The following is a 25,003-nucleotide window of genomic DNA, read 5'->3' on the forward strand; positions in this document are numbered from 1 at the left end:
TTAAATCCTTACAGATGTCAGGCAGGTGCAGTCCAGTTCAACATTTTCTGCTGCGCAACCTGCAGCAAATCGCTGCCATCCTGCGTCAGCAGGTACAGCGCATGGGTGATGTGGGGAATGTCCTGGACGTCAGCGTGTTTGAAGCACAGGCAGTGCAGGGTTTCGAGCAGGTCGCTGGCGGCGCGGATGCGTTGCACGGCGGCTTCGAAGAGGTCTTTCGGGTTGGCTTGGGTGTCGATGACCAGCGGTACGCTGTCGGTGACGCCGCTGTTGAGCGGGAGGTAGCGAGCGGAGCTTGGTTTCAGGATTGGCATTGTCATTACTCGATAGGCTTCAATGACCCGCCGACACCGTGACCAAACGATGGGAGGCGGACTGTATGCAAGGCTTGGTCAACTGAGAAACCCGATCAGCTCGCCCGAAGGCGCCCCTGCACACAGCCGCCACAGCAATGTACTCCGAAGACGTGAGTGTCCGCGGCGCGAATCATGGCACAGATGTGTCGAGTTTTTCAGGTGACCAAACCTAAGTCGCTGATTTTGCAGCGACGCCAAACCATAACCGCCCCCCTCCAGCCCCCGAAAGCAGACAAGGCATCCACCCTTGTAGGAATCCGCCGAGACTCCCCCGCGAAACAATCCCCGCCCAGACAGCCGGCGTTCAGCCCGGTTAACCATCGCTTAACGCCGCGGTCAAAAACTCTACTGAACCGCACACCCTCAGCCCCAAGCTGACGCCCAGTGCGGCAGGTTTGGCTTGCAACATGCCGAACTCAATTTCCGTCGCACCGGAGTCCATCATGAACACTCGTCCGTTCCTGCTCACCACCGCCCTCGCCTGCACCGCGTTTGCCGGGCTGGCCCAGGCCAATGACACGCCCGCCAACGCCAAGGCTGTGCCTTACGAATACGGCATGCCGCTGCACGTCAGCAAAGTGATCTCGATGACCGAGCCGCAGACGCAGCAATGCAAGGTCATTACCGCCGACATGAAGTACCTCGACAACGCCGGCAAACCCGAGGAAATCAGTTACCGGAAATTGTCTGACGCCTGCAACTTCCAGAACTGACAGAAAGCTCTGATTTGCGGCTTTGCGGTAGGCGAGTACGGGTTTCGAAGGGTATGCTCGGGGCCCTCCTCACTGCCGCAAGGATTCGCCATGCAGTTGTCGTTTCGCACGCTCTCGACCATCACCTTTTTCCTGTGTTTTCTGCTGTCCCTGGCATGGGGTCTGGCGCCACAGCTGTTGTTGGCGATCTGGAGCATCGAGTATTCGGAGGCAGCCGGATTCGTCGCACGGCGCAGCGCGGTGCTGTTTGCGGCTTTGGGGGTGATGTTTTATCTGGTGCGCAACGCGCCGGTGTCGATCGCACGCAATGCGCTGAGCAACGGCTTTATCGTCGGCTGTTTTGGCCTGGCAGTGCTGGGGTTTGCTGAATGGCTCAACGGCCACGCCGGCCCCGGGATTTTGCTCGCGGTGCTGGTCGAGTTCGCGCTGGGCCTTGGCTTCTTGCAGGCCCGGCGCGTGACGGTCGAACTGGGTGAAACAGTCGGTTAGACGACTCGGGATCGCGGCACTGAATGAGTTGCTGAATGTTGCGCAAGATCCGAGCGCAACCCGGCGATCAGGCCGTTGATTTCGCGACAGCTATTCAGATGACTGGCATCGATGCCACTCACCAGCAGCTCAACCTGATCGGTCTGGTGATCGCCATACACTTTGACGGTCATCGACAGATCCGGGGACAGCGTGCATTGGCAGCGTTTCGGTAGAAAGCTGCTTTCTATGATGTTGCGGAGTTCCAAGGCAGACAGAAACATGGCGAAACCTCTCCTTACTGTGAGACTGCCAATCAAGTATTCACGTTGACCGTTGCCACGGTTTCCCACGGGTGTATCCCCGCTGAATCCTTGGGTGTGACAAGCGGCTGTACTGCGAAATGCCCATTGGAGTGTAGGCGCCCAAACTCGGTGCGCCGCACCAAATGAACGCATAAAACGTGCCTTTCATCGGGTCGCTTTCACCTCCTTTTAAATCAATGGGTTGGCGAAAAGGCAGGCAACTGGCCAGTTGCAAAATGCAAGATTCGATCGTGCAGGCACTGCAATTTGCAAGCGGCTGGCGGTTTGCATTCATCGCCGGTGACAGTGAGAATGCCCGTCAACCAACGTACACCCGCCAGGAGGCTTCAATGGGAAATTTCACTGTTTACGCGACGGCCGGCCTGATGCTCGCCAGCCTGTCCACCCTCACCCACGCCGCCAAACTTGAAGACACCGCGCCCTATCCGAAGGCCGAAGCGGGCTTCACGCGCCAGGTCATCCATCTGCCGCAACAGGCCCAAGAAGAAAACTTCAAAGTCGAAATCCTCGCCGGCAAGACCCTCGAAGTCGACTGCAACCGCCAGCGCCTGGGCGGCACCCTCGAAGAGAAAAACCTCGAAGGCTGGGGCTATCCGTTCTACCGCCTGGAAAAAGTCAGCGGCCCGATGAGCACGCTGATGGCCTGCCCACCCGGCACCCAGAAAAAACGCGCGTTCGTACCGGTGATCGGTGACGGTTTCACCGTGCGCTACAACAGCAAGCTGCCGATCGTGATTTACGCACCGCAGGACGTCGAAGTGCGCTTCCGCATCTGGTCGGCCTCGGACAAGATTGGCGTGGCCATTCCCGAGTAACTTCAAGCCACAACGCCGCACGCCGCCGCTCGTTCAGCGACATGGCGCAAGCTGTCGAAGTTGATATTGGCGCCGGAATCGATGGCGATGAACGTCTGATTCCGTGCGCCGGTTTGTGCCACGTACTGTTTGATGCCCGCGACCGCCAAAGCACCGGACGGCTCGGTGATCGAGCGGGTATCGTCGTAGATATTCTTGATCGCCGCACAGAGTTCATCGTTGCTGACGGTAATGACTTCATCCACGCAGAAGCGGCAAACCTCGAACCCGTAAGCGCCGATCTGCGCCACCGCCACGCCATCGGCGAAAGTGCCCACGTTGGGCAACACCACTCGCTCATCCGCTAGCATGGCAGCCTTCAGGCAGGCCGAGTGCTCCGACTCGACGCCGATGATCCGTACTTCAGGTCGCAGGTATTTCACATACGCCGCGATGCCGGCGATCAACCCGCCACCGCCCACGGGGACGAAGATCGCGTCCAGTGCGCCTTGATGCTCGCGCAGGATTTCCATCGCAACCGTGCCCTGGCCAGCGATCACATCGGGATCGTCGAAAGGCGAAACGAACGTTCGCCCAGTCTGCTCGGCCAGTCGCAGAGCGTGGGCCAGGGCAAACGGAAAGCTTTCGCCATGCAATAGCGCCTCGGCCCCACGACTGCTGACGCCCCGCACTTTCAACTCCGGGGTGGTTGCCGGCATCACAATGGTCGCGGCAATACCCAGTTCCCGCGCCGCCAGCGCTACGCCTTGCGCATGATTGCCCGCCGACGCCGTGATCACTCCGCGCGCCTTTTGCTCGTTGCTCAATTGCACCAGTTTGTTGTAGGCACCACGGATTTTGAAGGAGAACGTCGGTTGCAGGTCTTCGCGCTTGAGCAGAATCCGGTTGCCCAGCGCTTCAGACAGTGCCGACGCCGGTTGCAGCGGCGTGCGCACCGCCAGTTCATACACCGGCGCGGCGAGGATCTTTTTCACGTACTGCTCAAGCAGGGCTTGCTGGGCGGGGCTGTAGCGCATGGTCGTCTCCTGACGTTTTGATTCAGAACCCCGGAGACAGAAAATGAAAACCCGCCTCTAGGGCGGGTTGGGTGCTGCAGTCGTGAGCTAGCCCGCCAAATGAGGAATGGCGGTAATAATGCTTGGCTGGCAGCGCAGTACGGTGGAAGTCATGGGCTCGAAATTAGCCCGACCACTGTTGGCAAGTCAATGGCGATTTTTGCGGCGGGTCTGTAGGCTGGCCTTTCGCTCATCTGCCCAAGGAAGGAATACCTGATGTCCATCGCCCTGCCCCTCACTGCATTGATCGCCTTCAGCGGCTATACCGTTTCCGTGATGCTGCAAGCCGAGCAATCGCTGATCGACTTCGGCATCAGCCTGATGTCGCGGCCCGACACTGCGCAGGTGGTGATCGATCTCTATCTGCTGGCAACCCTGGCGGGCGTCTGGATGTACAAGGACGCTCGCAAGCGTGGGCAGTCGGGCTGGTCCGTGGTGCCTTATCTGTTGCTGACGGCGGTCTTTGTTTCAGTCGGGCCGCTTTTGTACCTGGTGGTTCGGGGCCTGCAGGATCGCAAGCGTGCGGCCCCGGTCATTTCGCCAGACGCCTGAGCCCGAACAGCATCCCGCCCGCCCCCAGCAGCATCGCCGCCAGGAACAACGGGTACGACACCCACCACGGCGTGCCGGCGGTCATCATGCTGAATTCCGACATGCCGCCGATGCTCGCAATCAGGTTGAGCGGCAGGAACACCACGTTGATCAGCGTCAGTTTGCGCAGCAGGTTGTTCATGCTGTTGTTCATCAGGTTGCCCCGGGCGTCGATCAGCCCGGAGAACACCGTCGAATAGATTTCCGCCTGTTTGTAGCACTGGTTGTTTTCGATGATCAGGTCGTCGATCAGGCCGATCGCTTCGCTGCCGAAATGCTGTTTTTCCGCATGATTGCGCAGCCGCGTCAGCACCGCGCCGTTGCTGTGTAGGGCGTTGATGTAATAGATCAGACTTTCGCTGAGATTGAACATCTGCACCAGATGCTGGTTTTGCATCGAGGCGTTGAATTTCTGCTGCAACTCCCGGGCGACCAGTTTGATCACCTTAAGATGCCCGAGGTAGTGATGGATGTTGTTGAACAGCAGGTCCAGCAGCACATCCAGCGGCGTGGTCAGTGGCTGACGTGTGCCGACACCGTGCAGTGGCGTGTCGTCGGTCGCGATGACCAACAACTGGCCCGGTGAGAACAGCAAACCACAGGACGACACCTCGAACGCCAGGCTGCCGCCGCCGGAATAGTTTTCCGGGCGTTTCCAGATAAGAAACAGGTGATCGGGGTGAAACTCGATCCGCGACACCTCGTCCGGGTCGAGCGCCGAGGCCAGCGCGTGTTCATCGAGTTTGAAGTGACTGTGCAGCAAGTCGCGCTCGGCGGCGTCGGGGTCGCTGAACAGCATCACCTCGGCGTCCAGTCGCTCGACCCGCTGCAAACCGCCGTGATTCAGTGCAAAGCTGTTGATCATCGGCCGGTCACCAGGCCTGGCCGCGACGTTTGAGTTCGAGGCGCCGCACGAACTCTTCCAGCACCAGCGAATACAGATCGTCCTGCAAGTAGGCGTCTTCGATGCCGGCATCGAGGTTCGGGTTGTCGTTGACCTCGATCACCACCACCTTGTCGCCGGCCTGTTTCAAATCGACGCCGTAAAGGCCGTCGCCGATCAGGTTGGCGGTTTTCACCGCCAGCTCCACCACTGCGCGCGGCGCTTCGTGAATCGCCAGCGTGCGGCATTCGCCGTTGACGTCCTGGCCCTTGGCCTTGTGGTTGTAGATCTGCCAATGGCCCTTGGACATGAAGTACTGGCAGGCAAAGATCGGTTTGCGGTTGAGCACGCCGATGCGCCAGTCGTACTCGGTGTAGAAGAATTCCTGGGCCAGCAACAGCACCGAGTGTTCGAACAGCTCGGCGGTGGCTTCCAGCAAGGCCTGTTGACTCTCGACCTTGATCACGCCACGGGAGAAGCAACCGTCCGGGATCTTCAGCACCAACGGAAAACCGAGACGTTCGCCGACCCGCTCGAAGTCTTCGGGTCGCTCCTTGTAGAGGATTTCCGTGGCCGGCATGCCCAGTTGATGGCTGTTGAGCAGGTCGGTGAGGTAAACCTTGTTGGTGCAGCGCAGGATCGACGTCGGGTCGTCCATCACCACCAGCCCTTCACTTTCGGCCTTCTTGGCAAAACGATAAGTGTGGTTGTCGACGCTGGTGGTCTCGCGGATCAGCAAGCCGTCGTACTCGGCCAGCCTTGCGTAGTCCTTGCGTTCGATCAGCTCGACATCGATGCCCATGCCCTTGCCGACCCGCACAAAGTTTTCCAGTGCGCGAGCGTTGGACGGTGGCAACGCCTCCTGCGGATCATGCAGGATCGCCAGGTCATAACGCGCCACTTGCGGCGAACGCGGAACACGCCAGATCTTGCGACTGAAGCCATCCAGCGCATTGGCGAACTGGTCTTCCTGATCGTCACGCAACTTGTGCAAGGCGCCGGACTTTATACCTTCGATGTGCCAGCCGTTAGTTCTGCGAAACTCAACTAACAAAATCGGGCACGGAAACACTTCAAACAATTGTCGAGCCAGATCCTGCAACGGCTCGATATGGGTTCTGCCGAAATAAAGTGTCAGCGTAAAACCTTCGGTGTCGCTGTAGAGATGATGGCTGAGGGCTTTTTCCAGGGTTTTATCCAGGTCGTCCAGCGCCAGGCCGTAAAGGGATTTTCGGGTCAGTTCGCTGATGGTGCGTACCGACGGAATCACCTTGTGCCCCCGGGCTTCAGCCAGCAGCGAGCAGTAATAGCCGTGGCCCAGGTACTTGTAGCTGCGGCACAGGTTGATCACCTGCACCCGTTTTCCCGGCTCGCTGTCGGGTGGTTGTTCAAGGTATTCCTGGGCCGTCAGGATATCTTCGCTGGGAAAATACGAGGCCCAGTCTTCCTTGCGTTCGACGATGATCAACACTTGACTGGAAGTTCTGATCTGCGGTTTTAAATAAGTTGCCGGTGGCAAACTTTGACTGGATACTTCGCGCCAATGACCCTGTACCGCTGACATAGAAATTGATCCGTTGGAGAACAAGACCTTTTCTATTAAGCACGAAGTTTTTCGAAAGTCCCGTTTCGTTACGCAACTTTTACGGTGGTCATATGAATGCTGTTGTTCGCCTGGCGGTCGTTGATGATTTGCCAGCGTTGCTCACGCTGGAGATGCACTGTTTCACCACGGACCGACTCACCCGCCGCAGTTTCCAATGGATGATCACCCGGGCCCACGGGCAATTGTGGGTGGCCGAACGCGAGGGTCAACTGGCCGGGTATGCGCTGGTACTGTTTCATCGCGGCACCTCGCTGGCCCGGCTGTATTCGATTGCGATTGCCCCGCAGGCGCGCGGTGGTGGTCTGGGCAAGCAATTGCTGCAACGAATCGAGGCCTGCGCGCTCGAGCACGACTGCGCCTACCTGCGGCTGGAAGTGCGCACCGACAATCCCGCCGCCATCGCCCTGTACGAGCGCAACGGTTACCGGCGCTTTGCGCTGATCCATGACTACTACGAGGATCACGCCGACGCGCTGCGTCTGGAAAAGCGCATTCTCCAGCACCGCGGCTCACGCAACATCAGGGTCCCCTATTACCGACAAACCACCGATTTCACCTGCGGCCCGGCCTGCCTGCTGATGGCCATGGGCGCGTTGCAGGCTGATCGTTTGCTTGAGCGGCGCGAGGAATTGCAGTTGTGGCGCGAGGCAACCACAGTGTTCATGACGGCCGGCCATGGCGGTTGCAGCCCGCAGGGCCTGGCACTGGCGGCCTGGAGTCGGGGTTTCAAAGTGCGTTTGCAACTGAGCATGACCGGGCCGCTGTTTCTCGACGGAGTACGCGATGCGCATAAAAAAGACGTCATGCGCCTGGTCCATGACGAGTTCATGGCGCAACTGAACGACACCGATGTTGATCAATCCATTGGCGTAACGCTGGATTTACCCGAGCTGCTTGCCAACGGTGGTCAACCCTTGGTGCTGATCAGCAGCTATCGCCTGACACGCTCCAAGTCGCCGCACTGGGTGATCGTCACCGACTGTGATGAAGACTTCGTCTACCTGCACGACCCGGATGTCGATCACAGCCAGCATCGCCAGCCCATGGACTGCCAGCACGTGCCGGTCAGCCATGGGGAGTTCGAGAAAATGTGTCGCTTCGGCCGTGGCAAGTTGCGGGCGGCGGTAGTGCTCTACGCTCGCTCACCCGCGTGAAGGGTTCATTTGAGTCCGATCTTGTACAGCGAACCGTCGGACTCATCGGTCAGCACATACAGGTAACCGTCCGGCCCCTGGCGCACATCACGGATCCGCTGTTTCAGTTCGCCCAGCAAGCGCTCTTCATGCACCACCTTGTCGCCGTCGAACTGCAAACGGATCAGCTCCTGCGTCACCAGCGCACCGATGAACACGTTGTGCTGCCAGGGTTTGAAGCGATCGGCATCGTAGAAGGCCATGCCGGTGACACCCGGGGATTTTTCCCAGACATGGTGCGGCCCTACCGTGCCTTCGGCGGTCTTGCCCTTGGCTTCCGGGATCGGTTGCATGGAGTAATTGATTCCGTGGGTCGCCAGCGGCCAGCCGTAATTCTTGCCGCGTTCGATGATGTTCACCTCGTCGCCGCCGCGCGGGCCGTGCTCGTTTTCCCACAACGTGCCGGTCCACGGGTTGAGCGCGGCGCCCTGGGGATTGCGGTGGCCGTAGGACCAGATTTCCGGGCGTACGCCGGACTGGCCGACAAAGGGATTGTCATCGGGCACTTTGCCGTCAGGGTAGATCCGCACGACCTTGCCTTGCAGCTTGTCCAGATCCTGCGCGGTCGGGCGGTCGTTGTTTTCGCCCAGGGTGATGAACAGATAACCGTCCCGGTCGAACACCAGCCGCGAGCCGAAGTGGTTGCCGACCGACAGTTTCGGTTCCTGACGGAAAATCACGTTGAAGTCCTTCAGGGTTGTCAGGTCATCCGACAGGCGCCCGCGCCCCACCGCCGTTCCGGCCTTGTCACCGGCTCCGCCGCCCTCGGCGTAGGACAGGTACACGAGGCGATCCTGTTTGAAATCCGGTGACAGCACCACGTCGAGCAATCCGCCCTGCCCCTTGGCCCAGACATCCGGCACACCGGTGATCGGCGCGGACAGTTTGCCGTCAGCGCCTACCACACGCAGGTTACCGGGGCGTTCAGTTACAAGCATGCCCTGGCGATCCGGCAGGAACGCCAAGGCCCATGGATGCTCGAGGCCTTGGGTAATCGTCGTGACTTCAAGGGTGCCCTGCTCGCTTTGCAGCTCTTTGGGAGCCGCAGCGAACGCCGGGGCGGCGATCAGTGCACTGGCACACAGGCCGGCCAGAAGGGTTTTACGCAACATGCACGATTCCTTTTGTTCGTTTGAAGGGCTGACAGAAGCGGTTCTGCCATTCAACGGTTGCTCCCGCTGTCACGGGCTGGAGGATTGGGAATGAAGGTGGGTGGCGTGCTCGGGACGGAGCGCAGCGGCTGACCATTGCCGATGCCGCGGTTTTCCAGGGTCGGCGGCCGTGGCACGGGCACCGTGTTCGGCCCGCGAACAGGCGGAGCGCTGGGCTGGGTGCCCTGCATGCTGTTGGGGTTCGCCCGACGGATCGGGCTGTTATAAGGATTGTTGCTGTTGCCGGTCGGACTTTGTGCCAGCAACAGCGATGAATGCGTGGTGGCGCCCTCGGCGTGAACCAGCCCGCCACTGAGGGCCAGCAACGCAATGCCAAGCAGGAAACGGTTCATGAACGGCCTCTCTTGATGCACATGTTTTGATGCATTTGGCTTAGAGCCTTCGAGTCCACGCTACGCCCAGGGTTCGGATTTGTTAACCCGTCACCGCTAAACAAGATGTAACACAGCTTGACCTGCCGTTTACCGCCGCCCCCGCAAACAACGGAAACTTTTACGCCGGGCCACGGGTCACCCGAACATCACTCGGAGAACAGCACCATGGCTCGGGCAATCTGGAAAGGCGCAATCAGTTTCGGTCTGGTGCACATCCCCGTGGCGTTGGTCTCGGCGACCTCGTCCCAGGGCGTCGATTTCGACTGGCTCGACAGCCGCAGCATGGACCCGGTCGGCTACAAACGGGTCAACAAGGTCACCGGTAAAGAGGTCACCAAAGAGCACATCGTCAAAGGCGTGCAGTTCGAAAAAGGCCGCTATGTGGTGCTCAGCGAGGAAGAAATCCGTTCGGCGCACCCGGTGTCGACCCAGACCATCGACATTTTCGCCTTCGTCGACAGCGAGCAAATTCCGTTGCAGAACATCGACACGCCCTATTACCTGGCCCCGGACAAGCGCGGTGGCAAGGTCTACGCCTTGCTGCGTGAAACCCTGAGCAAAACCCAGAAGGTCGCCCTCGCCCGTGTGGTTTTACACACGCGCCAGTATCTGGCGGCGTTGATGCCCCTCGAGTCCGCACTGGTGCTGGTGAAGCTGCGCTGGCCGCAGGAAGTGCGCAGCCTTGATGAACTGGCACTGGGCAGCGAAGTGACCAAGCCGCAGTTGGCCAAGGGCGAGCTGGACATGGCCAAGCGACTGGTTGAAGACATGACGGCGGACTGGACGCCCGAGGACTACAACGACGAGTTCGAAAACAAGATCATGGCGCTGGTGGACAAGAAGGCTCATGAAGGCAAGATCGAAGACGTTGAGACGGTTTCCGGTGAAGAAGAGCGCAAATCGGCCGATGTTATCGACCTGACCGAACTGCTAAAGCGCAGCCTCGGCGGGAAAGCCCCGGCCAAACCGGCGAAGAAGACCGCCAGCAAGACCACAGCGGCGAAGAAGACCAAAAAAGCGTCGTGAAAATGAAATCGGGCGACGGTCTTTCAACAGTCGCCCGATTCGTCAGATCAGAATGAAGACCGCCAGCAGACCGCCGAAGATCGCCCACTTTTCCATGTAGTAGAGTTTGCGATTGCGCTTTTTCAGCTCTTTGCCGCGCAGGCGAATCTTGTAGATTTTGGTAAACAAGCGGTTAATGCCGCCGGTGCGGTCACCCGCATCGTTCGGCGCACCCGCCGCCGACATCACGGTGCGGCTGAACCAGCCGTTGAACGCTGCTGCCCAGCGATACTTCATCGGACGTTCAACGTCACAGAACAGGATGATGCGGTTCTGGTCGGTGGTGTTTTCTGCGTAATGAATGAAGGTCTCGTCGAACATCACCGCTTCGCCATCACGCCAGTGATAGTTCTCGCCATCGACGTTGATGTAGCAACCGGCGTCGTTCGGCGTTTCCAGACCCAGATGATAACGGTAGGAACCCGCGTACGGGTCGCGGTGACGCACTAGTTTCGAACCCGGCGGCAATTCTGCAAACATCGCAGCCTTGATCGAGCCGATGCTCTGCACCAGTTCAGTGGTGCGCGGGCACAATTGCAGCGCCGAAGGGTGGCTGTCGCCGTACCACTTCAGGTAGAAACGCTTCCAGCCGGTCTTGAAGAACGAGTTGAAACCGACGTCGTCGTACTGGTTGGAACGTTTGATTTCGCCGGCACGCAGCAGGTTGCGGCCTTCCTCGCGGATTTCTTCCCAGTGCGCCTGCAACGGGCTCAGATCCGGAAAGTCCTTCGGATCCAGGTACGGCGTGTTGGGCTTTTTCGAGAACAGGTAAAGGAAGCAGTTGATCGGTGCCAGAAACGAAGAGTGATCGCTCAGTTGACGACCGATTTTGTGGCGCACGCGACCGCGCAGGTGAACGTATGCAATGGAAATGACATATACAGCGGCAATGATGAGTTTCACGGAAATCGTCACACGTCAGAAGTGAACAAACTGCGCGCCTTTAGGGCTGTGGCCCAAGGTCTGTGGCAGTGGTCTGAAATCAAAAAGCGTCCCGGTGGCGCATCCTTGAGCCCATGCCGTACAAGGCATTAGGTGAATGGATGGCATTTTAGCCACAGTTTGTAACCAATAGTGAACACTCATCTGTGAAAAACTGTCCCGCGATCGCGCCAAACGGCAATCGGGATGTCACTGCCCTATCGTTTAAAGAGCCAGACCAGTACAATCGCCGCCAAACTTTACGCGCCCCCCTTGGTTGATGACGGGATTGTCCCGCCTCAGCGCACTTCGACTCGGGCCAAGCGCTCCGGCTGCACCCTCGCTACTCAGCACGCTTCGCAGGAAAAACCTTTGATTTCTACAGCTAACATCACCATGCAGTTCGGCGCCAAGCCGCTGTTTGAAAACGTTTCGGTCAAATTCAACGGCGGCAACCGCTACGGCCTGATCGGCGCCAACGGTTGCGGCAAGTCGACCTTCATGAAAATCCTCGGCGGCGACCTCGAGCCGTCCGGTGGCCAGGTCATGCTGGAGCCGAACATTCGCCTGGGTAAACTGCGCCAGGATCAGTTCGCCTACGAAGAGTTCACCGTGATCGACACCGTGATCATGGGTCACGAAGAGCTGTGGAAGGTCAAGGCCGAGCGCGATCGCATCTACTCGCTGCCGGAAATGAGCGAAGAAGACGGCATGGCCGTGGCCGAGCTGGAAACCGAGTTCGCCGAGATGGACGGCTACACCGCCGAATCCCGCGCCGGTGAACTGCTGCTGGGTCTGGGCATTCCGCTGGAACAGCATTTCGGCCCGATGACCGAAGTTGCGCCGGGCTGGAAACTGCGTGTTCTGTTGGCTCAGGCACTGTTCTCCGATCCGGAAGTGCTGCTGCTCGACGAACCGACCAACCACCTGGACATCAACACCATCCGCTGGCTGGAAACGATTTTGACGGCGCGTAACAGCACCATGATCATCATTTCCCACGACCGTCACTTCCTGAACAGCGTCTGCACCCACATGGCCGACCTGGACTACGGCGAGCTGCGTCTGTTCCCGGGCAACTACGACGAGTACATGACCGCGGCGACCCAGTCCCGCGAGCAACTGCTGTCGGACAACGCCAAGAAGAAAGCCCAGATTGCCGAACTGCAAACGTTCGTCAGCCGCTTCTCGGCCAACGCCTCGAAAGCCAAGCAGGCCACTTCCCGTGCCAAGCAGATCGACAAGATCCAGCTGGCCGAAGTCAAGCCATCGAGCCGCGTGAGCCCGTTCATCCGTTTCGAACAGACCAAGAAGCTGCACCGCCAGGCCGTGACCATCGAGCAGATGTCCAAGGGCTTCGACGGCAAGACCCTGTTCAAGAACTTCAGCTTCACCGTTGAAGCCGGCGAGCGCGTAGCGATCATCGGCCCGAACGGTATCGGCAAGACCACCCTGCTGCGCACGCTGATGGGCGAACTGACCCCGGACGCAGGTACGGTGAAGTGGACCGAAAGCGCGGAGCTGGGCTACTACGCTCAGGACCACGCTCACGATTTCGAAGACGACGTCAGCCTGTTCGACTGGATGGGTCAGTGGACTCAGGGCGAGCAAGTGATCCGTGGCACCCTCGGTCGCATGCTGTTCTCCAACGACGAGATCCTCAAGTCGGTGAAGGTGATTTCCGGTGGTGAGCAAGGTCGCATGCTGTTCGGCAAGCTGATCCTGCAAAAGCCGAACGTACTGGTGATGGACGAACCGACCAACCACCTGGACATGGAATCGATCGAGGCGCTGAACCTGGCGCTGGAGAACTACCCGGGCACGCTGATCTTCGTCAGCCACGACCGTGAGTTCGTATCGTCCCTGGCCACGCGCATCATCGAGCTGAGCCCGAACGGCGTGACCGACTTCAGCGGCACCTACGACGATTACCTGCGCAGCCAAGGCGTGGTGTTCTGAGTCGAATCGAGCGGTAAACAGGAAGCCCTGTCCTTGTGACGGGGCTTTTTTTTGCGTCTAGGAAAAGATCGTTAGCCTGCTTCCTTTTAATCCAGCGCCAAGCCATGATGCGGACTCTCCCACCGCCGCCCGCGAACGAGTCCTCATGTCTGCGCAGCAACAGCCACCGCAAAGCTCCATGGCGATCACCCTGCAGATCGTCTCCATCGTTTTCTATACCTTTATTGCCTTCCTCTGCATCGGCCTGCCGATTGCGGTGCTGCCCGGCTACGTGCACGAGCAATTGGGTTTCAGTGCCGTGATCGCGGGGCTGGTGATCGGTTCGCAATACCTGGCCACCCTGCTCAGCCGGCCAATGGCCGGGCGCATGTCGGACACCGTCGGCACCAAACGGGCGATTGTGTATGGCTTGTCGGGGATTGTGCTCAGCGGCGTGTTGACGCTGGTTTCAACGCTGCTGCAGAGCTTGCCGTTGTTGAGCCTGTCGATCCTGATCGTCGGTCGCCTGTTGCTGGGGATCGCGCAGGGTTTGATCGGCGTCGGCACCATCAGTTGGTGCATGGGCCAGGTCGGTGCCGAACACACCGCACGCTCGATTTCCTGGAACGGCATCGCGTCCTACGGTGCGATTGCCATCGGCGCGCCGTTGGGCGTGGTGATGGTCGCCGACTATGGCTTCGAAAGCCTTGGCATTGCGTTGTCGCTGCTCGCGGCCGGCGCACTGCTGCTGATCCGCAACAAGCCGTCGGTGCCGGTGGTGCGCGGTGAACGGCTGCCGTTCTGGGCAGTGTTCGGGCGGATTGCACCGTTCGGCGCCAGTCTGAGCCTGGCGTCGATTGGCTATGGAACGCTGACCACGTTCATCACCCTTTATTACCTCAACCGCGGCTGGACCGGTGCGGCGTACTGCCTGACCGTGTTCGGCGTGTGTTTCATTCTGTCGCGGCTGCTGTTCATTTCAGCCATCGGCCGTTTTGGCGGGTTCACCTCGGCGATTGCCTGCATGACCATCGAAACCGTCGGCCTGGTCATGCTGTGGCTGGCGCCTTCGACCGCGTATGCCTTGATCGGTGCAGGTCTGGCCGGCTTCGGTCTGTCGTTGGTGTACCCGGCGCTGGGCGTCGAGGCAATCAAGCAGGTGCCCAACTCCAGTCGCGGCGCCGGGCTGAGTGCTTATGCGGTGTTTTTCGATCTGGCGCTGGCAATTGCCGGGCCGTTGATGGGCGCGGTGGCGCTGAATCTGGGCTATTCGTGGATCTTCTTCAGTGCGGCCGTGCTGTCGGTGACCGGACTGGGATTGACCTTGCTGCTCAAGCGCCGGGCCATGGCGTAAACACTCACTGATCCGCCGTCTGCATCCCCGCGCGGGTCGGCCGGCCCAAGGCATGGGAGAAGAACCGCCCGGCCTCGGAAATCAGGTTGCGGTGGATGTCTTCGCGATCCACGCCATCGGCATCGGTGCACAGCGCCGGCATGGCGAGGATCTGTTCTTCGGTGCACGGTGCCATGAACACGAAGTGCCCTGCCCCGGCCAGTAGTTTGAAATCCGGCGCCGTCGGCAGTTTGCGCGCCAGGGCGGCGGCGTTCTTGTCGAAGGCCACCAGTTTGTCGCCGTCACCGCTGTACAACAGCACCGGCACATGCACATCGGCCAAAGTGTGCCGACCGAATTTCAGACTCAACGGTGCCATCAGCAGCAACGCATGCACGCGCGGATCGGCCACCGGTTGCAGATCGTCGCGGTCGACAATCAACTCACCCTGAGTGTTGCAGGCGTCGCGGTCGTCCGGGCGCTCCTGGCAGTAACGGCGCAGACGATCCAGATCCGGCTGTGCGCCGGACAGAATCAACGCCGTTTCGCCGCCCGCCGAATAGCCGATCACGCCAACCTGTTCGGCGTTCACGTACGGCGCGAGCATGCGATCGCCCAACGTCGCGGTAATGGCTTCGGAAATCTGAATCGGCCGGCCATAGAGATTGCTCAACGTACCGAGGCGGCTGTGATCCTTGGAGTTGTCGCCGGGGTGAATCACCGCCACCACTACAAAGCCCTTGCGCGCCAGTGACGTGGCCAGGTCGTGCAGCGCCAGTGGCGTGCCGGTGTTGCCGTGGGACAGCATCAGCATCGGGAAGCGGCCGATGGCGACTTTGGTGTCTTCGCCAGCCTCGACCGAATAGCCTTCGAGCAGGCTCATGTGTTCGCGGTCGCTGGAGGGATAGAACGCGATGGCGCGCATCGGTTGCAGGTCGAGCGGGTCGAGGAACGTCATCTCGTGATAGCCGACGCTCCAGCGCGGGTGTTGCCCGGGCGCAGCGTGCACTGAATTCAGGCTGCCGAGCAGGCAAATCAGTAACGCTGCACAAAGACGCATCATGGGATGCCCCACCCTGTTGTTACTCAATCGAAAGATCCGTTGTGTTCGACGCCCGAAATTCCGAGGTTCGGTGATCCGGCGCAACGTTGCACTCAGACGTTGATCATCAGACTGCATAACCCGGGCCAGATTATGTAACAGTCAGAAACAAAAAACTCCGTATCTGGCCCTTGCGGAACCAGAATACAGAGTTTTTTTAAGGATTACCTGAACGCGAGCTGCGCTTTACGCAAGCCTTACGCGGCGGCGAACAGTTGCTCGCTGATCTTCGCCTGAGCAGCGCTCATGGCGTTGTTGCGCACTTCTTCGCCGTAGGCCAGGCCTTCAGCACGCACGACTTCGATGTCGGTGATGCCGAGGAAGCCGAAGACCAGTTTCAAGTAGTCTTCATGCGCCACGCCCGACGCCTGACCGGCGTGGATGCCGCCAGCAGTGGACACGATCACCACTTTCTTGCCACCGCACAGACCTTCAGGGCCGGCTTCGGTGTAACGGAAGGTCTGGCCGGCAACGGCGATGCGGTCGATCCAGGCTTTGAGCTGGGTCGGCACGGTGAAGTTGTACATCGGTGCAGCGACGACGATGGCGTCGGCGGCGATGAATTCGGCCAGGGTGGTGGCGCTCAGTTCGGCTTCGTGCTGTTGGGCGGCGTTGCGCAGTTCAGCGGTGGTGCCAGCAGCCACCAGAGTGGTCGACGAGAAGTGGCTGATGGCGTCGGCGGCGAGGTCGCGGTAGGTCACGACAGCGCTTGGCTCGGCGGCTTGCCAGGCTTGAGCCACTTGACTGCTCAGCTGACGGGAAGCGGAGTTGTCGCCCAGAATGCTCGAATCGATGTGCAGCAGTTTCATGTGGAATCTCCTGGAATGAATCGCCGGTGGCGACGGAATGGAGACAATCCTACCGAAGAAACCAATAGCTGATTAGACGGCAACAATGCGATAGTTCGTCCCACTGATAGAACAGTCGGATTTCCAGATGCAAGACCTCAACGATCTCTACTATTTCGCCAAAGTGGTCGAGGCCGGCGGATTCGCCGCCGCCGGCCGCTTGCTGGGCATTCCCAAGTCACGTCTCTCGCGGCGCATCGCCGAGCTGGAAGAACGCCTCGGCGCACGTTTGCTGCAACGCACCACTCGCCAACTGAAGCTGACGGCGGTCGGCGAACGCTATTTGCGTCACTGTCAGGCAATGCTGCTGGAAGCAGAAATGGCCGACGAGACGGTCGCCAGCATGTCCAGCGAGCCTCGTGGACGCCTGCGGGTTTCAAGCCCGACGGGCTTGGCCCATGAAATGCTCCCGGTGGTGATCAGCAATTTCCTTGGCAAATACCCCCAGGTGCAACTGGAAGTGACCCTGATCAATCGCCGGGTCGACCTCATCACCGAAGGCATCGACGTCGCCCTGCGCGTGCGCGAACACGGTGATGAAGAGCCGATGCTGGTGACCCGCCGCCTGCGTCAGGCGCAAATGGTGGTGGTCGCAAGCCCTTCCTTTATACAGGGCGTGGAAATCAATCATCCGCAGGACCTGAAGAACCTGCCGGTGCTGGGCGCGCTGGAAGCGGATCGCATGGTGCATGTGCGCCTGCTCGATCAGCACGGCAAGAGTTGTGATCTGGCGCTGGAAGCCCGGCTGGGCATCGACGATTTCATCGTGCGCAAGGCCTGTGTGCTGGCCGGCCAGGGGTTCACCCTGTTGCCGATGATGTATTGCGAAGCGGAGCTGAACAAAGGCACGCTGGTGCAGTTGCTGCCGGACTGGTCACTGCCCGGCGGCTGGCTGCAAGCGGTGTATCCGCACCGGCGTGGGGTGATGCCGGCGGTGCGCGCGTGGATCGATCATCTGGTCGAATCGTTCAATGCCTGTGGAGAGCGGCTGTTATGAAACAAGGGAAGATGAACGAGCAGGATGTCGCGGATTTCTGTCTGGCCTTGCCCGGTGCCCGGGAGGACTACAAATGGGGTGGCGTGCGGGTGTTTTCGATTGCCGGCAACAAGATGTTTGCCTTGCAGGGATTGCGCGGTGATTCACTGGCGTTCAAGGTCGACAAGGATCTGTTTCTCGGTCATTGCGACCGGCCGGGCATTCACCCGGCGCCGTATCTGGCCCGGGCGCAATGGATCATCATGCACCCGCCCTACCCGCTGGGCGCCGAGGAACTGCAAGGATTGCTACAGCGTTCCCATCAACTGGTGGTGAGCAAGCTGCCCAAGCGCGTGCAGGTCGGGCTGCTGCTCTAGAACAGCGCCAGCAGGTTCGAACCAAGGAACAACTGATCGATCCAGAACACCTGGTGCAACGCCACGATCATCCAGAACAGCACCTGAAACGACACCTTGCGCGTCTTGTGCCGGAAAACCTGTTGAGCGATCAACGCGCCCGGCCAGCCGCCGGCCAGTTCCACCGCGTGCAGGATGTTTTCCGGTGTGCGCCAGGCGTCTGCGCGGGCCTTGCGTTTGTCCGCCCAGTACAGAAAAAACGCCAGCACGCTGACCAGCCCGTAAGCCGTCAGCGGTACCAGGGAAATCCCGCGAAGCCACATCGACAGCGAGCCGAACAACGGCAACGCGCAGACGATCAGCAGCACCACCAGCTTCAATTTCAGATGCTGAATATTGCCACTGGAAGGCCCGCGATCAGGGCGGCGTGCGCGGGAATCACTCATGGCTGGGCGGCCGTCCAGTCGATCCAGCCGAACTGCCAGGTCGCCAGGATCACCAGACCGAAGACGATCCGGTACCAGGCGAACGCCGCGTAGCTGTGGCTGCCGATGAACTTGAGCAGCCCGCGCACCGCGATCATGGCGAAGATGAACGCCGTGACGAAACCGATGGCGAACACCGGGAAGTCGGCCGGAACGAACAGGTCGCGGTACTTGTAGCCCGAATACACCGCCGCACCGACCATGGTCGGCATCGCCAGGAAGAACGAGAACTCGGTGGCGGTCTTGCGCGACAGGCCGAACAACAGGCCGCCGATGATGGTCGAGCCGGAACGCGAAGTGCCGGGGATCATCGCCAGGCACTGGGCGAAGCCGATCTTCAGCGCATCCGTCCAGCGAATCTCGTCGACCGTTTCGGCGTGCACTTCATGCTGACGCTGCTCGGCCCACAACATCACGATGCCGCCCACCACCAGCGCGGCGGCCACGGTGATCGGGTTGAACAGGTAATGGTGAATCAGATCCGCGAAGATCACGCCCAGCACCACGGCGGGCAGGAAGGCGATCAGCAGGTTGGCGGTAAAACGCCGCGCACTCGGCTGGGTCGGCAAACCGATGACCACATCGAGGATCTTGCGCCGAAATTCCCAGACCACCGCGAGAATCGCGCCGAGCTGGATGATGATGTTGAACGCCATGGCCCGCTCGCCTCCGAAATCGAGCAAGTCGGCAACAATGATCTGGTGTCCGGTACTGGAAATGGGCAAAAACTCCGTCAGCCCCTCTACAACTCCTAGAATCAATGCCTGCAAGGCGGTCCAAAGATCCATCAATCCCCCAAAGAGCGATGCCCGGCGGCATGCCCCGATAGTATTTTTTTACGTTCACTGCGTTCAGCGTAGCTGGTTAAAGCTGTACCGATTCCGCACGCACAGGATCCACACGAAACAGTCAAAATTCCGTGAAAAATCAATTTGGATTCAGGTTTTCACGCGCGGCGCCGAAATCCTAACAGACAAGCCGTAATAGCGCTGCCGCGTTATACGACTTGGGTCGCGTATGCCCGGTCACCGAAACGTGGTTGGATGCTGGCGGTGGTTTATTACAAGAAAAAGAATCCGGAGTGACAGCGTTATGAACAGCTTGCGCAGTGTGTCGATCAGCCGACGCTTGTGGCTCATCTTGATTGTGGCAGTGGTCATGCTGCTGACGTTGGGCGTGTTGATGCTTAAACAGATCCACGATGACCTTTACCACGCCAAGGCCCAGAAAACCCAGCATGTGGTGCAGACCGCCAGCGGTTTGCTGACTTACTACCAGGGCCTCGAAGCTGCGGGGACACTGACCCGCGACGTGGCGCAGAAACAGGCGCTGACCGCCATCCGTGGCCTGCGCTATGACCAGAACGATTACTTCTGGATCAACGACCTCACACCCGTGATGGTCATGCACCCGACCAACCCCAAGCTTGAAGGCCAGAACCTCTCGGCGATCCGCGACCCGGACGGTTTTGCGGTGTTCAACGAAATGGTCGCCATCGCCAAGGCCAAGGGTGCCGGCATGGTCGACTATCGCTGGCCCAAACCCGGCGCCAGTGAGCCGGTGGCCAAGACTTCCTACGTGAAACTGTTCGAGCCGTGGGGCTGGGTCATTGGTTCGGGCGTGTACGTCGATGATGTGCAGGCCGAGTTCCAGGGTCAGGTGATCAAGGCGTCGGTAGTCGGGCTGGTCATCGCGGTGATCATGGCGCTGCTGGTGATCCTGATTGCCCGCAGCATCGTCCGTCCGTTGCAGGAAACCGTGAACGCCATGGCCAACATCGCCAGCGGCGAAAGCGATCTGACCCGCAGCCTCGATACTCACGGCCAGGACGAAGTCACTCAGTTGGCCCATCACTTCAATGCCTTCACCGCCAAACTGCGCCGGGTGATCGGTGACTTGCAGGTGTCCGCCAGTGCCTTGGGCCAGTCGTCCAGCGATCTGGGCAATGACGCGACGCAAGCCCAGCAACGCAGCCAGCAGCAGTCGCAGCAGATGGAACTGGTGGCCACCGCCGTCAACGAAGTGACCTACGGCGTGCAGGACGTGGCGAAGAACGCCGAACACGCCGCCAGCGAAATGCGCGACGCCGAAGCCCAGGCCCAGCAAGGCCAGATCAACATCGACGGCAGCCTGCAACAGATCGACAAGCTGTCCGGCACCATCGATCAGGCCGTCGAAGTCATCCGCACGCTGGCGACCGAAAGCACGCAGATCGGCAGTGTGCTGGAAGTGATCCGCTCGATTGCCGAGCAGACCAACCTGCTGGCCCTCAACGCCGCGATTGAAGCGGCTCGCGCCGGCGAACAGGGTCGCGGGTTTGCGGTGGTCGCCGACGAAGTGCGTTTGCTGGCGCAGCGCACGCAGAAGTCCACGGCGGAAATCCAGACGATGATCGAACGTCTGCAAAACCATTCCGAAGCCGCCGTGAAGGTCATCGGCGACAGCAGCAAGGCTTCGCAACTGACCATTGAACAGGCGGGTCTTGCCAGTGCCAGCCTGAATGCCATTGGGCAGGCCCTGCGTAACCTCAATGGCCTGAACGCCTCGATTGCCAGCGCAACGCTGCAACAGGCGCACGTGGTCGAAGACATCAATCAGAACGTCACCCAGGCGGCGGGGTTGTCCCACAGCACCGCACTGGCGGCCGAGCAATCGAGCGTGGCCAGCGTGCGTCTGGGCCAACTCAGCGAGCAACTGAACGGTTTGCTGCGTCAGTTCCGCGTCTGATCGTCCTTGCAGGTGGGAACTCGTTTCCCACCTGTTTTTCGGTACAATCCGCTCCCTCTTTTATTCCCCCCAAGGATCCTGCATGTCCGGGCTTGAACTGTTTGCGGCCGCCCTCGGTGTGATCGCCGTGTGGCTCACGGTCAAACAGAATCCGTGGTGCTGGCCGATCGGGCTGGTCATGGTGTCGCTCTACACCTGGGTGTTCTTCGAGGTGAAGCTGTATTCGGACATGCTGCTGCAAGTCGTTTATGCCGGGCTGCAAATCTATGGCTGGTGGCAATGGACCCGGGCCGGGACGATGCATGACGGGCGCGAGGTCAGCCGGCTCGACAATCGCTCGATTGCGCAAGGGCTGGCCATCGGCGCGGTGGGCAGTCTGCTGCTGGGCGCGGCCATGGCTCACTGGACGGACGCTGCGCAACCGTGGCTCGACGCGGCGCTGACCGGTTTCAGTCTGGTCGCGCAATTCTGGATGGCCCACAAACGTCTGCAATGCTGGGCGTTGTGGTTCGTGCTGGATGTGATCTTCGTCGGGCTGTTTCTCTATAAAGGGCTGTACCTCACGGCGGCGCTGTATGCCCTGTTCACCCTGATCGCAGTGCAAGGCTGGCGCGAATGGCGTGCCGATCCGGCGTTGCAACGATGAAAGTAATCGTTCTGACCGGCCCCGAATCCACGGGCAAGAGCTGGCTGGCGGCCGGAATCCAACAGCAGTTCGGCGGTTTGCGCGTAGACGAATATGTGCGCTGGTTCATCGAGCAGAACCAGCGGGATACTTGCCTCGCCGATATCCCCGAGATCGCGCGCGGCCAGTTGCAATGGGAAGACGAGGCACGCGCGCAAAAGCCACGACTGCTGATTCTCGATACCCATCTGTTGAGCAATATCCTGTGGAGCCAGACCTTGTTCGGCGACTGCCCGGTTTGGTTGGAAACCGAATTGCTGGCGCGTCATTACGACCTGCACCTGCTGCTCTCCCCCGAGCAGATCGAGTGGACGGACGATGGTCAGCGCTGTCAGCCCGACCTGAGTGAACGGCTGGCGTTCTTTGAGGCTACCCGGGCCTGGCTGGAAACACATCGCCAGCCCTTGCAGATCATTCAGGGCAACTGGGTCGAACGCCAGCAGCAAGCCTTCGACGCGGTGCGCGCCCTGCTCGCGGACTGACCCGGTTTTCGGGGCGTCTGCCCCGCCGCCTTCCCCTGTTTTGGGGCCAAAGTGTCCGTTCCTGAAACACTCCTGCGGGTGCAAAGTGCCCGTCTCAGCGCCCTTCATCCCTTTGTCATGCGACTTGTTACGCAGCTGAAACACCTGCGCGCAAACCCTTGTTCCAGAGCTTTGCAATGGCTTTAGGGGGTTGCGAAGGCAGTGACTTGTTTCAACGATGAAACAGCTTTTGTATCAGACCTGCGCTCATTCAAGCCAACGCATTGAAATTCAAAGATATTTCAAAAGCGGCACAGCTTTCGCTCTCTCCTTCACAACGCTGACCAGGCCCAGCCCACTGAAGAAGGAATTGCCGCCGTGGGAAATATCAAAAAAGCCTTTACCTGCCTTCTGCTGATCGGATCAGCCGCCAGCCCTTTTCTCAGTTTCAACGTTCAGGCCGAAGGCAATGGCGTGATCGTGCTCAATCGTGACGTCCAGCCGATCCCGATCGGCCGCAGCGGCGGCAAAGATCCCTACCCGACGACCGTCAATGCCAACCCTGCCGGGCGTATCAACAACGCGATGGCCAGCACCGAACTCAGTGACGGTGAATTTGCCGGTGTCGCCAGCGGCTCCTCGATTCGCAACGGCATCGTGACCCCGAATTCGAGTGTGCCTGGCTTGAACACACTGACCAACCCCAACGGCATGCCGGGCATGAGCGCCGGTCACGGTGGCGGTTCCGGTGGTGCGATTTCCAATACCGTCAACCGTGCCATGAGCACCGGCCTTGCTCCGTTGACCCGCATGGCCGGAGGCCAATGACATGAATCGCTCCCTGCTCCTGATTGCCCTCTTCGGCTGCGCCAGCGCCATGGCCGATCCCAGCTCCGTGGACAACGCGAACATTCAGAACTCCGGCATCCAGTATCACGGCAATTTCAACGTCAACCAGGCCGCCGGCGATCAGATGCAACAGACCAACACCAAGGCGATCGCCATTGGCACCGAAGCCACTGCGACCACCAGCGTCATCCAGCGAATCAACACACCCGCTGCCCGCACCGGCGACGCCAGTGCAACCATCGGCGGCAACTCTTTCAGTAATGGCAACGGGATCCTGGGCGTGAACCAGGGCGCCGGGGCCAACAACCAGATGGCCAACGTTACGCGCGTCAGCATCAGTGCTGCCCCGCAGAGCGTTGACGATAGCGCCCTTTCCCAACAGAACGTGGCGTTGTTACCGAGCTCAGGAGCAACTGGTACCTCACCCAGCAGTCGCCAGGTCACGACAAGTGATCAGGCCTTCACCGGCAGCCGAGGGGTAATCCAGGTGAACCAGAGTGCCGGGGTGGGGAACCGCATGGCTAACACCCTGAGCATCCGGGTCGCAGACTGACCCAAATAAAAAGCAGTGCAATTAGAAAGTACCAACACTTAACCAACTAATAAGCACGGAGAAACACCATGAAACCTACAATGGCCCTCAAACCACTGGTTTTCGCACTCGCAGCAGTGATGGCAATCGCAGCACAGGCAGGCGGTCGTGATGATGACAATCACGGTCATGGTAACGGGCACGGCAATGGTCATGGCAACCATGAACCAAAAGGCCCAACCCTGGAACAACTGCTGCAAATCGGCGCTGGCGCCGGGGCTGCAGTGCTCGATGTCCAAAACAGCCAAGGCAACGGCGTCCTGAACCAGGGCACCAAAAACGATGCCAAGGTCGAAAACTCGGCTAACGGCGGCAACGGCAACCTGGGCATGAACAACGCCGCAGGCGATGGCAACCAACAAGACAACGCGGCTGCTCTGGCCACCGCTGACGAAAGCTTCATCTTCGGCAGCGCCGTTGCGGTTTCCAGCGCAACTCAGGTCAACAACGCCAACACCGTCTATAACTACTCCAGCACTGCCAACGCCAACATGAACAATGTGGGTAACGGCGGATCCGGCAACATCGGTGTGAACAACACTGCTGGCGACTTCAACCAACAGAAAAACAACCTGGCAATTGCTGTGTCCGGTGGTCGTGTAGCTAACGCAGCAGCCGCTGCGAACCAAAGCTCCACTGGCTTGAGTGTTTCGAACTACGGCACTCAAACCTACAAAAAAGACACCCTCACTGGCACTGTCAGCGCTGTCGGCGCGTTCGTGGCCGCAGGTACTGCAACCACCAAAGATGACGATCACGGTCACGGCGGTGGCGGCGGCTATGGCAACAACGACCGGGGCCATGGCGGTAACGGCGGCGGCAAAGATCAGAAATCTGACTTCGTAGCCGTGGGTGTATTCGGTCTGGCTGGCGTGACCACTCAACAAGTGCTGACCCCAGACGGCTGGAAAAACCCAGTTACCAACACTGCTAACGTCAGCAACGTAGGTAACAACTTCAACGGCAACGCTGGCTTCAACAACTCTGCCGGTATCGGTAACCAACAAAGCAACTCGCTGTCCATCGCTGCAGGTTGCAAAGCCTGCCTGTAATCGCGATCGAAACGAAAGCCCCGGAAACGGGGCTTTTCCTCAGTCCCAAAGGCGTATCGAT

The 25,003-nt window shown here is 59.7% G+C and carries 27 protein-coding genes and 1 pseudogene; 16 read left to right on the forward strand and 12 right to left on the reverse strand.

The features are described 5' to 3' along the window. Positions 1-17: 17 nt before the first annotated feature. The gene (locus PMI24_RS21020) at positions 18-314 is read right to left on the reverse strand and encodes a hypothetical protein (protein WP_007957438.1); all 297 of its coding nucleotides are present in this window, start codon (positions 312-314) and stop codon (positions 18-20) included. Between the two features lie 485 nt (positions 315-799). On the opposite strand from PMI24_RS21020, the gene PMI24_RS21025 reads away from it, so the two are divergent. Both PMI24_RS21025 and PMI24_RS21030 read left to right on the forward strand, forming a co-directional pair. Then, positions 800-1,069 (forward strand): DUF2790 domain-containing protein, encoded by a 270-nt coding sequence (locus tag PMI24_RS21025; RefSeq protein ID WP_007957439.1) that lies wholly within the window; start codon positions 800-802, stop codon positions 1,067-1,069. A 90-nt stretch (positions 1,070-1,159) separates the two neighbouring features. Beyond that, on the forward strand, positions 1,160-1,558 hold the full coding sequence (locus tag PMI24_RS21030) for a hypothetical protein (protein ID WP_007957440.1): 399 nt from the start codon (positions 1,160-1,162) through the stop codon (positions 1,556-1,558). Here PMI24_RS21030 and PMI24_RS21035 read toward each other — a convergent pair. Beyond that, on the reverse strand, positions 1,555-1,821 hold the full coding sequence (locus tag PMI24_RS21035; protein WP_007957441.1) for a DUF1652 domain-containing protein: 267 nt from the start codon (positions 1,819-1,821) through the stop codon (positions 1,555-1,557). The genes PMI24_RS21030 and PMI24_RS21035 overlap by 4 nt on opposite strands. A 371-nt stretch (positions 1,822-2,192) precedes the next feature. On the opposite strand from PMI24_RS21035, the gene eco reads away from it, so the two are divergent. Next, a complete protein-coding gene (gene eco, locus PMI24_RS21040; RefSeq protein WP_007957442.1) occupies positions 2,193-2,678 on the forward strand; it encodes a serine protease inhibitor ecotin in 486 nt (161 codons plus the stop codon). 26 nt (positions 2,679-2,704) lie between these two features. Here eco and ilvA read toward each other — a convergent pair. Continuing rightward, positions 2,705-3,694 (reverse strand): annotated as a pseudogene (gene ilvA, locus PMI24_RS21045) (threonine ammonia-lyase, biosynthetic); the annotation flags it as partial. Positions 3,695-3,946: 252 nt separating this feature from the next. On the opposite strand from ilvA, the gene PMI24_RS21050 reads away from it, so the two are divergent. After that, positions 3,947-4,285 carry a DUF2834 domain-containing protein gene (locus PMI24_RS21050; protein ID WP_045121837.1) on the forward strand — a complete coding sequence of 113 codons (339 nt, stop codon included), beginning with the start codon at positions 3,947-3,949 and terminating at the stop codon, positions 4,283-4,285. On the opposite strand, the gene PMI24_RS21055 is transcribed toward PMI24_RS21050, so the two are convergent. Both PMI24_RS21055 and PMI24_RS21060 read right to left on the reverse strand, forming a co-directional pair. Further along, positions 4,266-5,189 carry a magnesium transporter CorA family protein gene (locus PMI24_RS21055; protein WP_007957448.1) on the reverse strand — a complete coding sequence of 308 codons (924 nt, stop codon included), beginning with the start codon at positions 5,187-5,189 and terminating at the stop codon, positions 4,266-4,268. The two genes, PMI24_RS21050 and PMI24_RS21055, sit on opposite strands and share 20 nt — an antisense overlap. A gap of 7 nt (positions 5,190-5,196) precedes the next feature. Further along, a complete protein-coding gene (locus PMI24_RS21060) occupies positions 5,197-6,771 on the reverse strand; it encodes a RimK family protein (RefSeq protein ID WP_007957450.1) in 1,575 nt (524 codons plus the stop codon). Positions 6,772-6,863: 92 nt separating this feature from the next. On the opposite strand from PMI24_RS21060, the gene PMI24_RS21065 reads away from it, so the two are divergent. Next, complete coding sequence (locus PMI24_RS21065; RefSeq protein ID WP_007957451.1) at positions 6,864-7,967, forward strand: GNAT family N-acetyltransferase/peptidase C39 family protein; 1,104 nt, start codon at positions 6,864-6,866, stop codon at positions 7,965-7,967. Positions 7,968-7,972: 5 nt separating this feature from the next. Here PMI24_RS21065 and PMI24_RS21070 read toward each other — a convergent pair whose 3' ends face one another. Together PMI24_RS21070 and PMI24_RS21075 are read right to left on the reverse strand one after the other, a co-directional pair. Beyond that, positions 7,973-9,118 (reverse strand): PQQ-dependent sugar dehydrogenase, encoded by a 1,146-nt coding sequence (locus PMI24_RS21070; protein ID WP_007957452.1) that lies wholly within the window; start codon positions 9,116-9,118, stop codon positions 7,973-7,975. Between the two features lie 50 nt (positions 9,119-9,168). Continuing rightward, positions 9,169-9,510, reverse strand: a complete 342-nt coding sequence (locus PMI24_RS21075; protein ID WP_007957453.1) for a hypothetical protein — start codon at positions 9,508-9,510, stop codon at positions 9,169-9,171. 207 nt (positions 9,511-9,717) lie between these two features. Here PMI24_RS21075 and ku point away from each other — a divergent pair, with 207 nt between their 5' ends. Next, positions 9,718-10,578, forward strand: coding sequence for a non-homologous end joining protein Ku (gene ku, locus PMI24_RS21080; RefSeq protein ID WP_007957454.1), 861 nt, complete (start codon positions 9,718-9,720; stop codon positions 10,576-10,578). 42 nt (positions 10,579-10,620) lie between these two features. Here the strand turns inward: ku and lpxO are convergent, their stop codons facing one another. Beyond that, positions 10,621-11,520 carry a lipid A hydroxylase LpxO gene (gene lpxO, locus PMI24_RS21085; protein WP_007957455.1) on the reverse strand — a complete coding sequence of 300 codons (900 nt, stop codon included), beginning with the start codon at positions 11,518-11,520 and terminating at the stop codon, positions 10,621-10,623. 390 nt (positions 11,521-11,910) lie between these two features. On the opposite strand from lpxO, the gene PMI24_RS21090 reads away from it, so the two are divergent. After that, a complete protein-coding gene (locus PMI24_RS21090) occupies positions 11,911-13,497 on the forward strand; it encodes an ABC-F family ATPase (protein ID WP_045121838.1) in 1,587 nt (528 codons plus the stop codon). Between the two features lie 145 nt (positions 13,498-13,642). Continuing rightward, complete coding sequence (locus PMI24_RS21095; RefSeq protein WP_007957458.1) at positions 13,643-14,830, forward strand: MFS transporter; 1,188 nt, start codon at positions 13,643-13,645, stop codon at positions 14,828-14,830. 4 nt (positions 14,831-14,834) lie between these two features. Here the strand turns inward: PMI24_RS21095 and PMI24_RS21100 are convergent, their stop codons facing one another. Further along, positions 14,835-15,872: an alpha/beta hydrolase family protein gene (locus tag PMI24_RS21100; RefSeq protein ID WP_007957461.1), complete on the reverse strand. Its 1,038-nt coding sequence runs from the start codon at positions 15,870-15,872 to the stop codon at positions 14,835-14,837. Positions 15,873-16,108: 236 nt separating this feature from the next. Then, entirely contained in the window at positions 16,109-16,720 is a 612-nt protein-coding gene (locus tag PMI24_RS21105; protein ID WP_007957463.1) for an FMN-dependent NADH-azoreductase, read from the reverse strand. Between the two features lie 127 nt (positions 16,721-16,847). Here PMI24_RS21105 and PMI24_RS21110 point away from each other — a divergent pair, with 127 nt between their 5' ends. Together PMI24_RS21110 and PMI24_RS21115 are read left to right on the forward strand one after the other, a co-directional pair. Continuing rightward, a complete protein-coding gene (locus tag PMI24_RS21110; protein ID WP_007957466.1) occupies positions 16,848-17,756 on the forward strand; it encodes a LysR substrate-binding domain-containing protein in 909 nt (302 codons plus the stop codon). Next, complete coding sequence (locus tag PMI24_RS21115; RefSeq protein ID WP_007957467.1) at positions 17,753-18,112, forward strand: MmcQ/YjbR family DNA-binding protein; 360 nt, start codon at positions 17,753-17,755, stop codon at positions 18,110-18,112. The genes PMI24_RS21110 and PMI24_RS21115 overlap by 4 nt, the downstream gene beginning before the upstream one ends. Here the strand turns inward: PMI24_RS21115 and PMI24_RS21120 are convergent. After that, complete coding sequence (locus PMI24_RS21120) at positions 18,109-18,537, reverse strand: DUF1294 domain-containing protein (protein WP_007957468.1); 429 nt, start codon at positions 18,535-18,537, stop codon at positions 18,109-18,111. The genes PMI24_RS21115 and PMI24_RS21120 overlap by 4 nt on opposite strands. Next, positions 18,534-19,364 carry an undecaprenyl-diphosphate phosphatase gene (locus PMI24_RS21125; protein ID WP_045121839.1) on the reverse strand — a complete coding sequence of 277 codons (831 nt, stop codon included), beginning with the start codon at positions 19,362-19,364 and terminating at the stop codon, positions 18,534-18,536. Before PMI24_RS21125 ends, PMI24_RS21120 begins: the two co-directional genes overlap by 4 nt. 304 nt (positions 19,365-19,668) lie before the next feature. On the opposite strand from PMI24_RS21125, the gene PMI24_RS21130 reads away from it, so the two are divergent. The 6 genes from PMI24_RS21130 (at position 19,669) to PMI24_RS21155 (ending at position 24,942) form a co-directional block, all read left to right on the forward strand. Next, positions 19,669-21,303 (forward strand): methyl-accepting chemotaxis protein, encoded by a 1,635-nt coding sequence (locus PMI24_RS21130; protein WP_007957470.1) that lies wholly within the window; start codon positions 19,669-19,671, stop codon positions 21,301-21,303. A gap of 82 nt (positions 21,304-21,385) precedes the next feature. Continuing rightward, positions 21,386-21,949, forward strand: coding sequence for a nicotinamide riboside transporter PnuC (gene pnuC / locus PMI24_RS21135; RefSeq protein WP_007957471.1), 564 nt, complete (start codon positions 21,386-21,388; stop codon positions 21,947-21,949). Beyond that, entirely contained in the window at positions 21,946-22,470 is a 525-nt protein-coding gene (locus PMI24_RS21140) for an AAA family ATPase (protein ID WP_007957472.1), read from the forward strand. The genes pnuC and PMI24_RS21140 overlap by 4 nt, the downstream gene beginning before the upstream one ends. A gap of 357 nt (positions 22,471-22,827) precedes the next feature. Beyond that, entirely contained in the window at positions 22,828-23,277 is a 450-nt protein-coding gene (locus tag PMI24_RS21145) for a hypothetical protein (protein ID WP_007957473.1), read from the forward strand. 1 nt (position 23,278) lies between these two features. Beyond that, positions 23,279-23,851 (forward strand): hypothetical protein, encoded by a 573-nt coding sequence (locus tag PMI24_RS21150; RefSeq protein WP_007957475.1) that lies wholly within the window; start codon positions 23,279-23,281, stop codon positions 23,849-23,851. A 68-nt stretch (positions 23,852-23,919) separates the two neighbouring features. Next, positions 23,920-24,942 (forward strand): hypothetical protein, encoded by a 1,023-nt coding sequence (locus PMI24_RS21155; RefSeq protein WP_007957476.1) that lies wholly within the window; start codon positions 23,920-23,922, stop codon positions 24,940-24,942. Positions 24,943-25,003 lie beyond the last annotated feature (61 nt).

Source organism: Pseudomonas sp. GM25 (assembly GCF_000282255.1).
GTDB lineage: Bacteria > Pseudomonadota > Gammaproteobacteria > Pseudomonadales > Pseudomonadaceae > Aquipseudomonas > Aquipseudomonas aphyarum.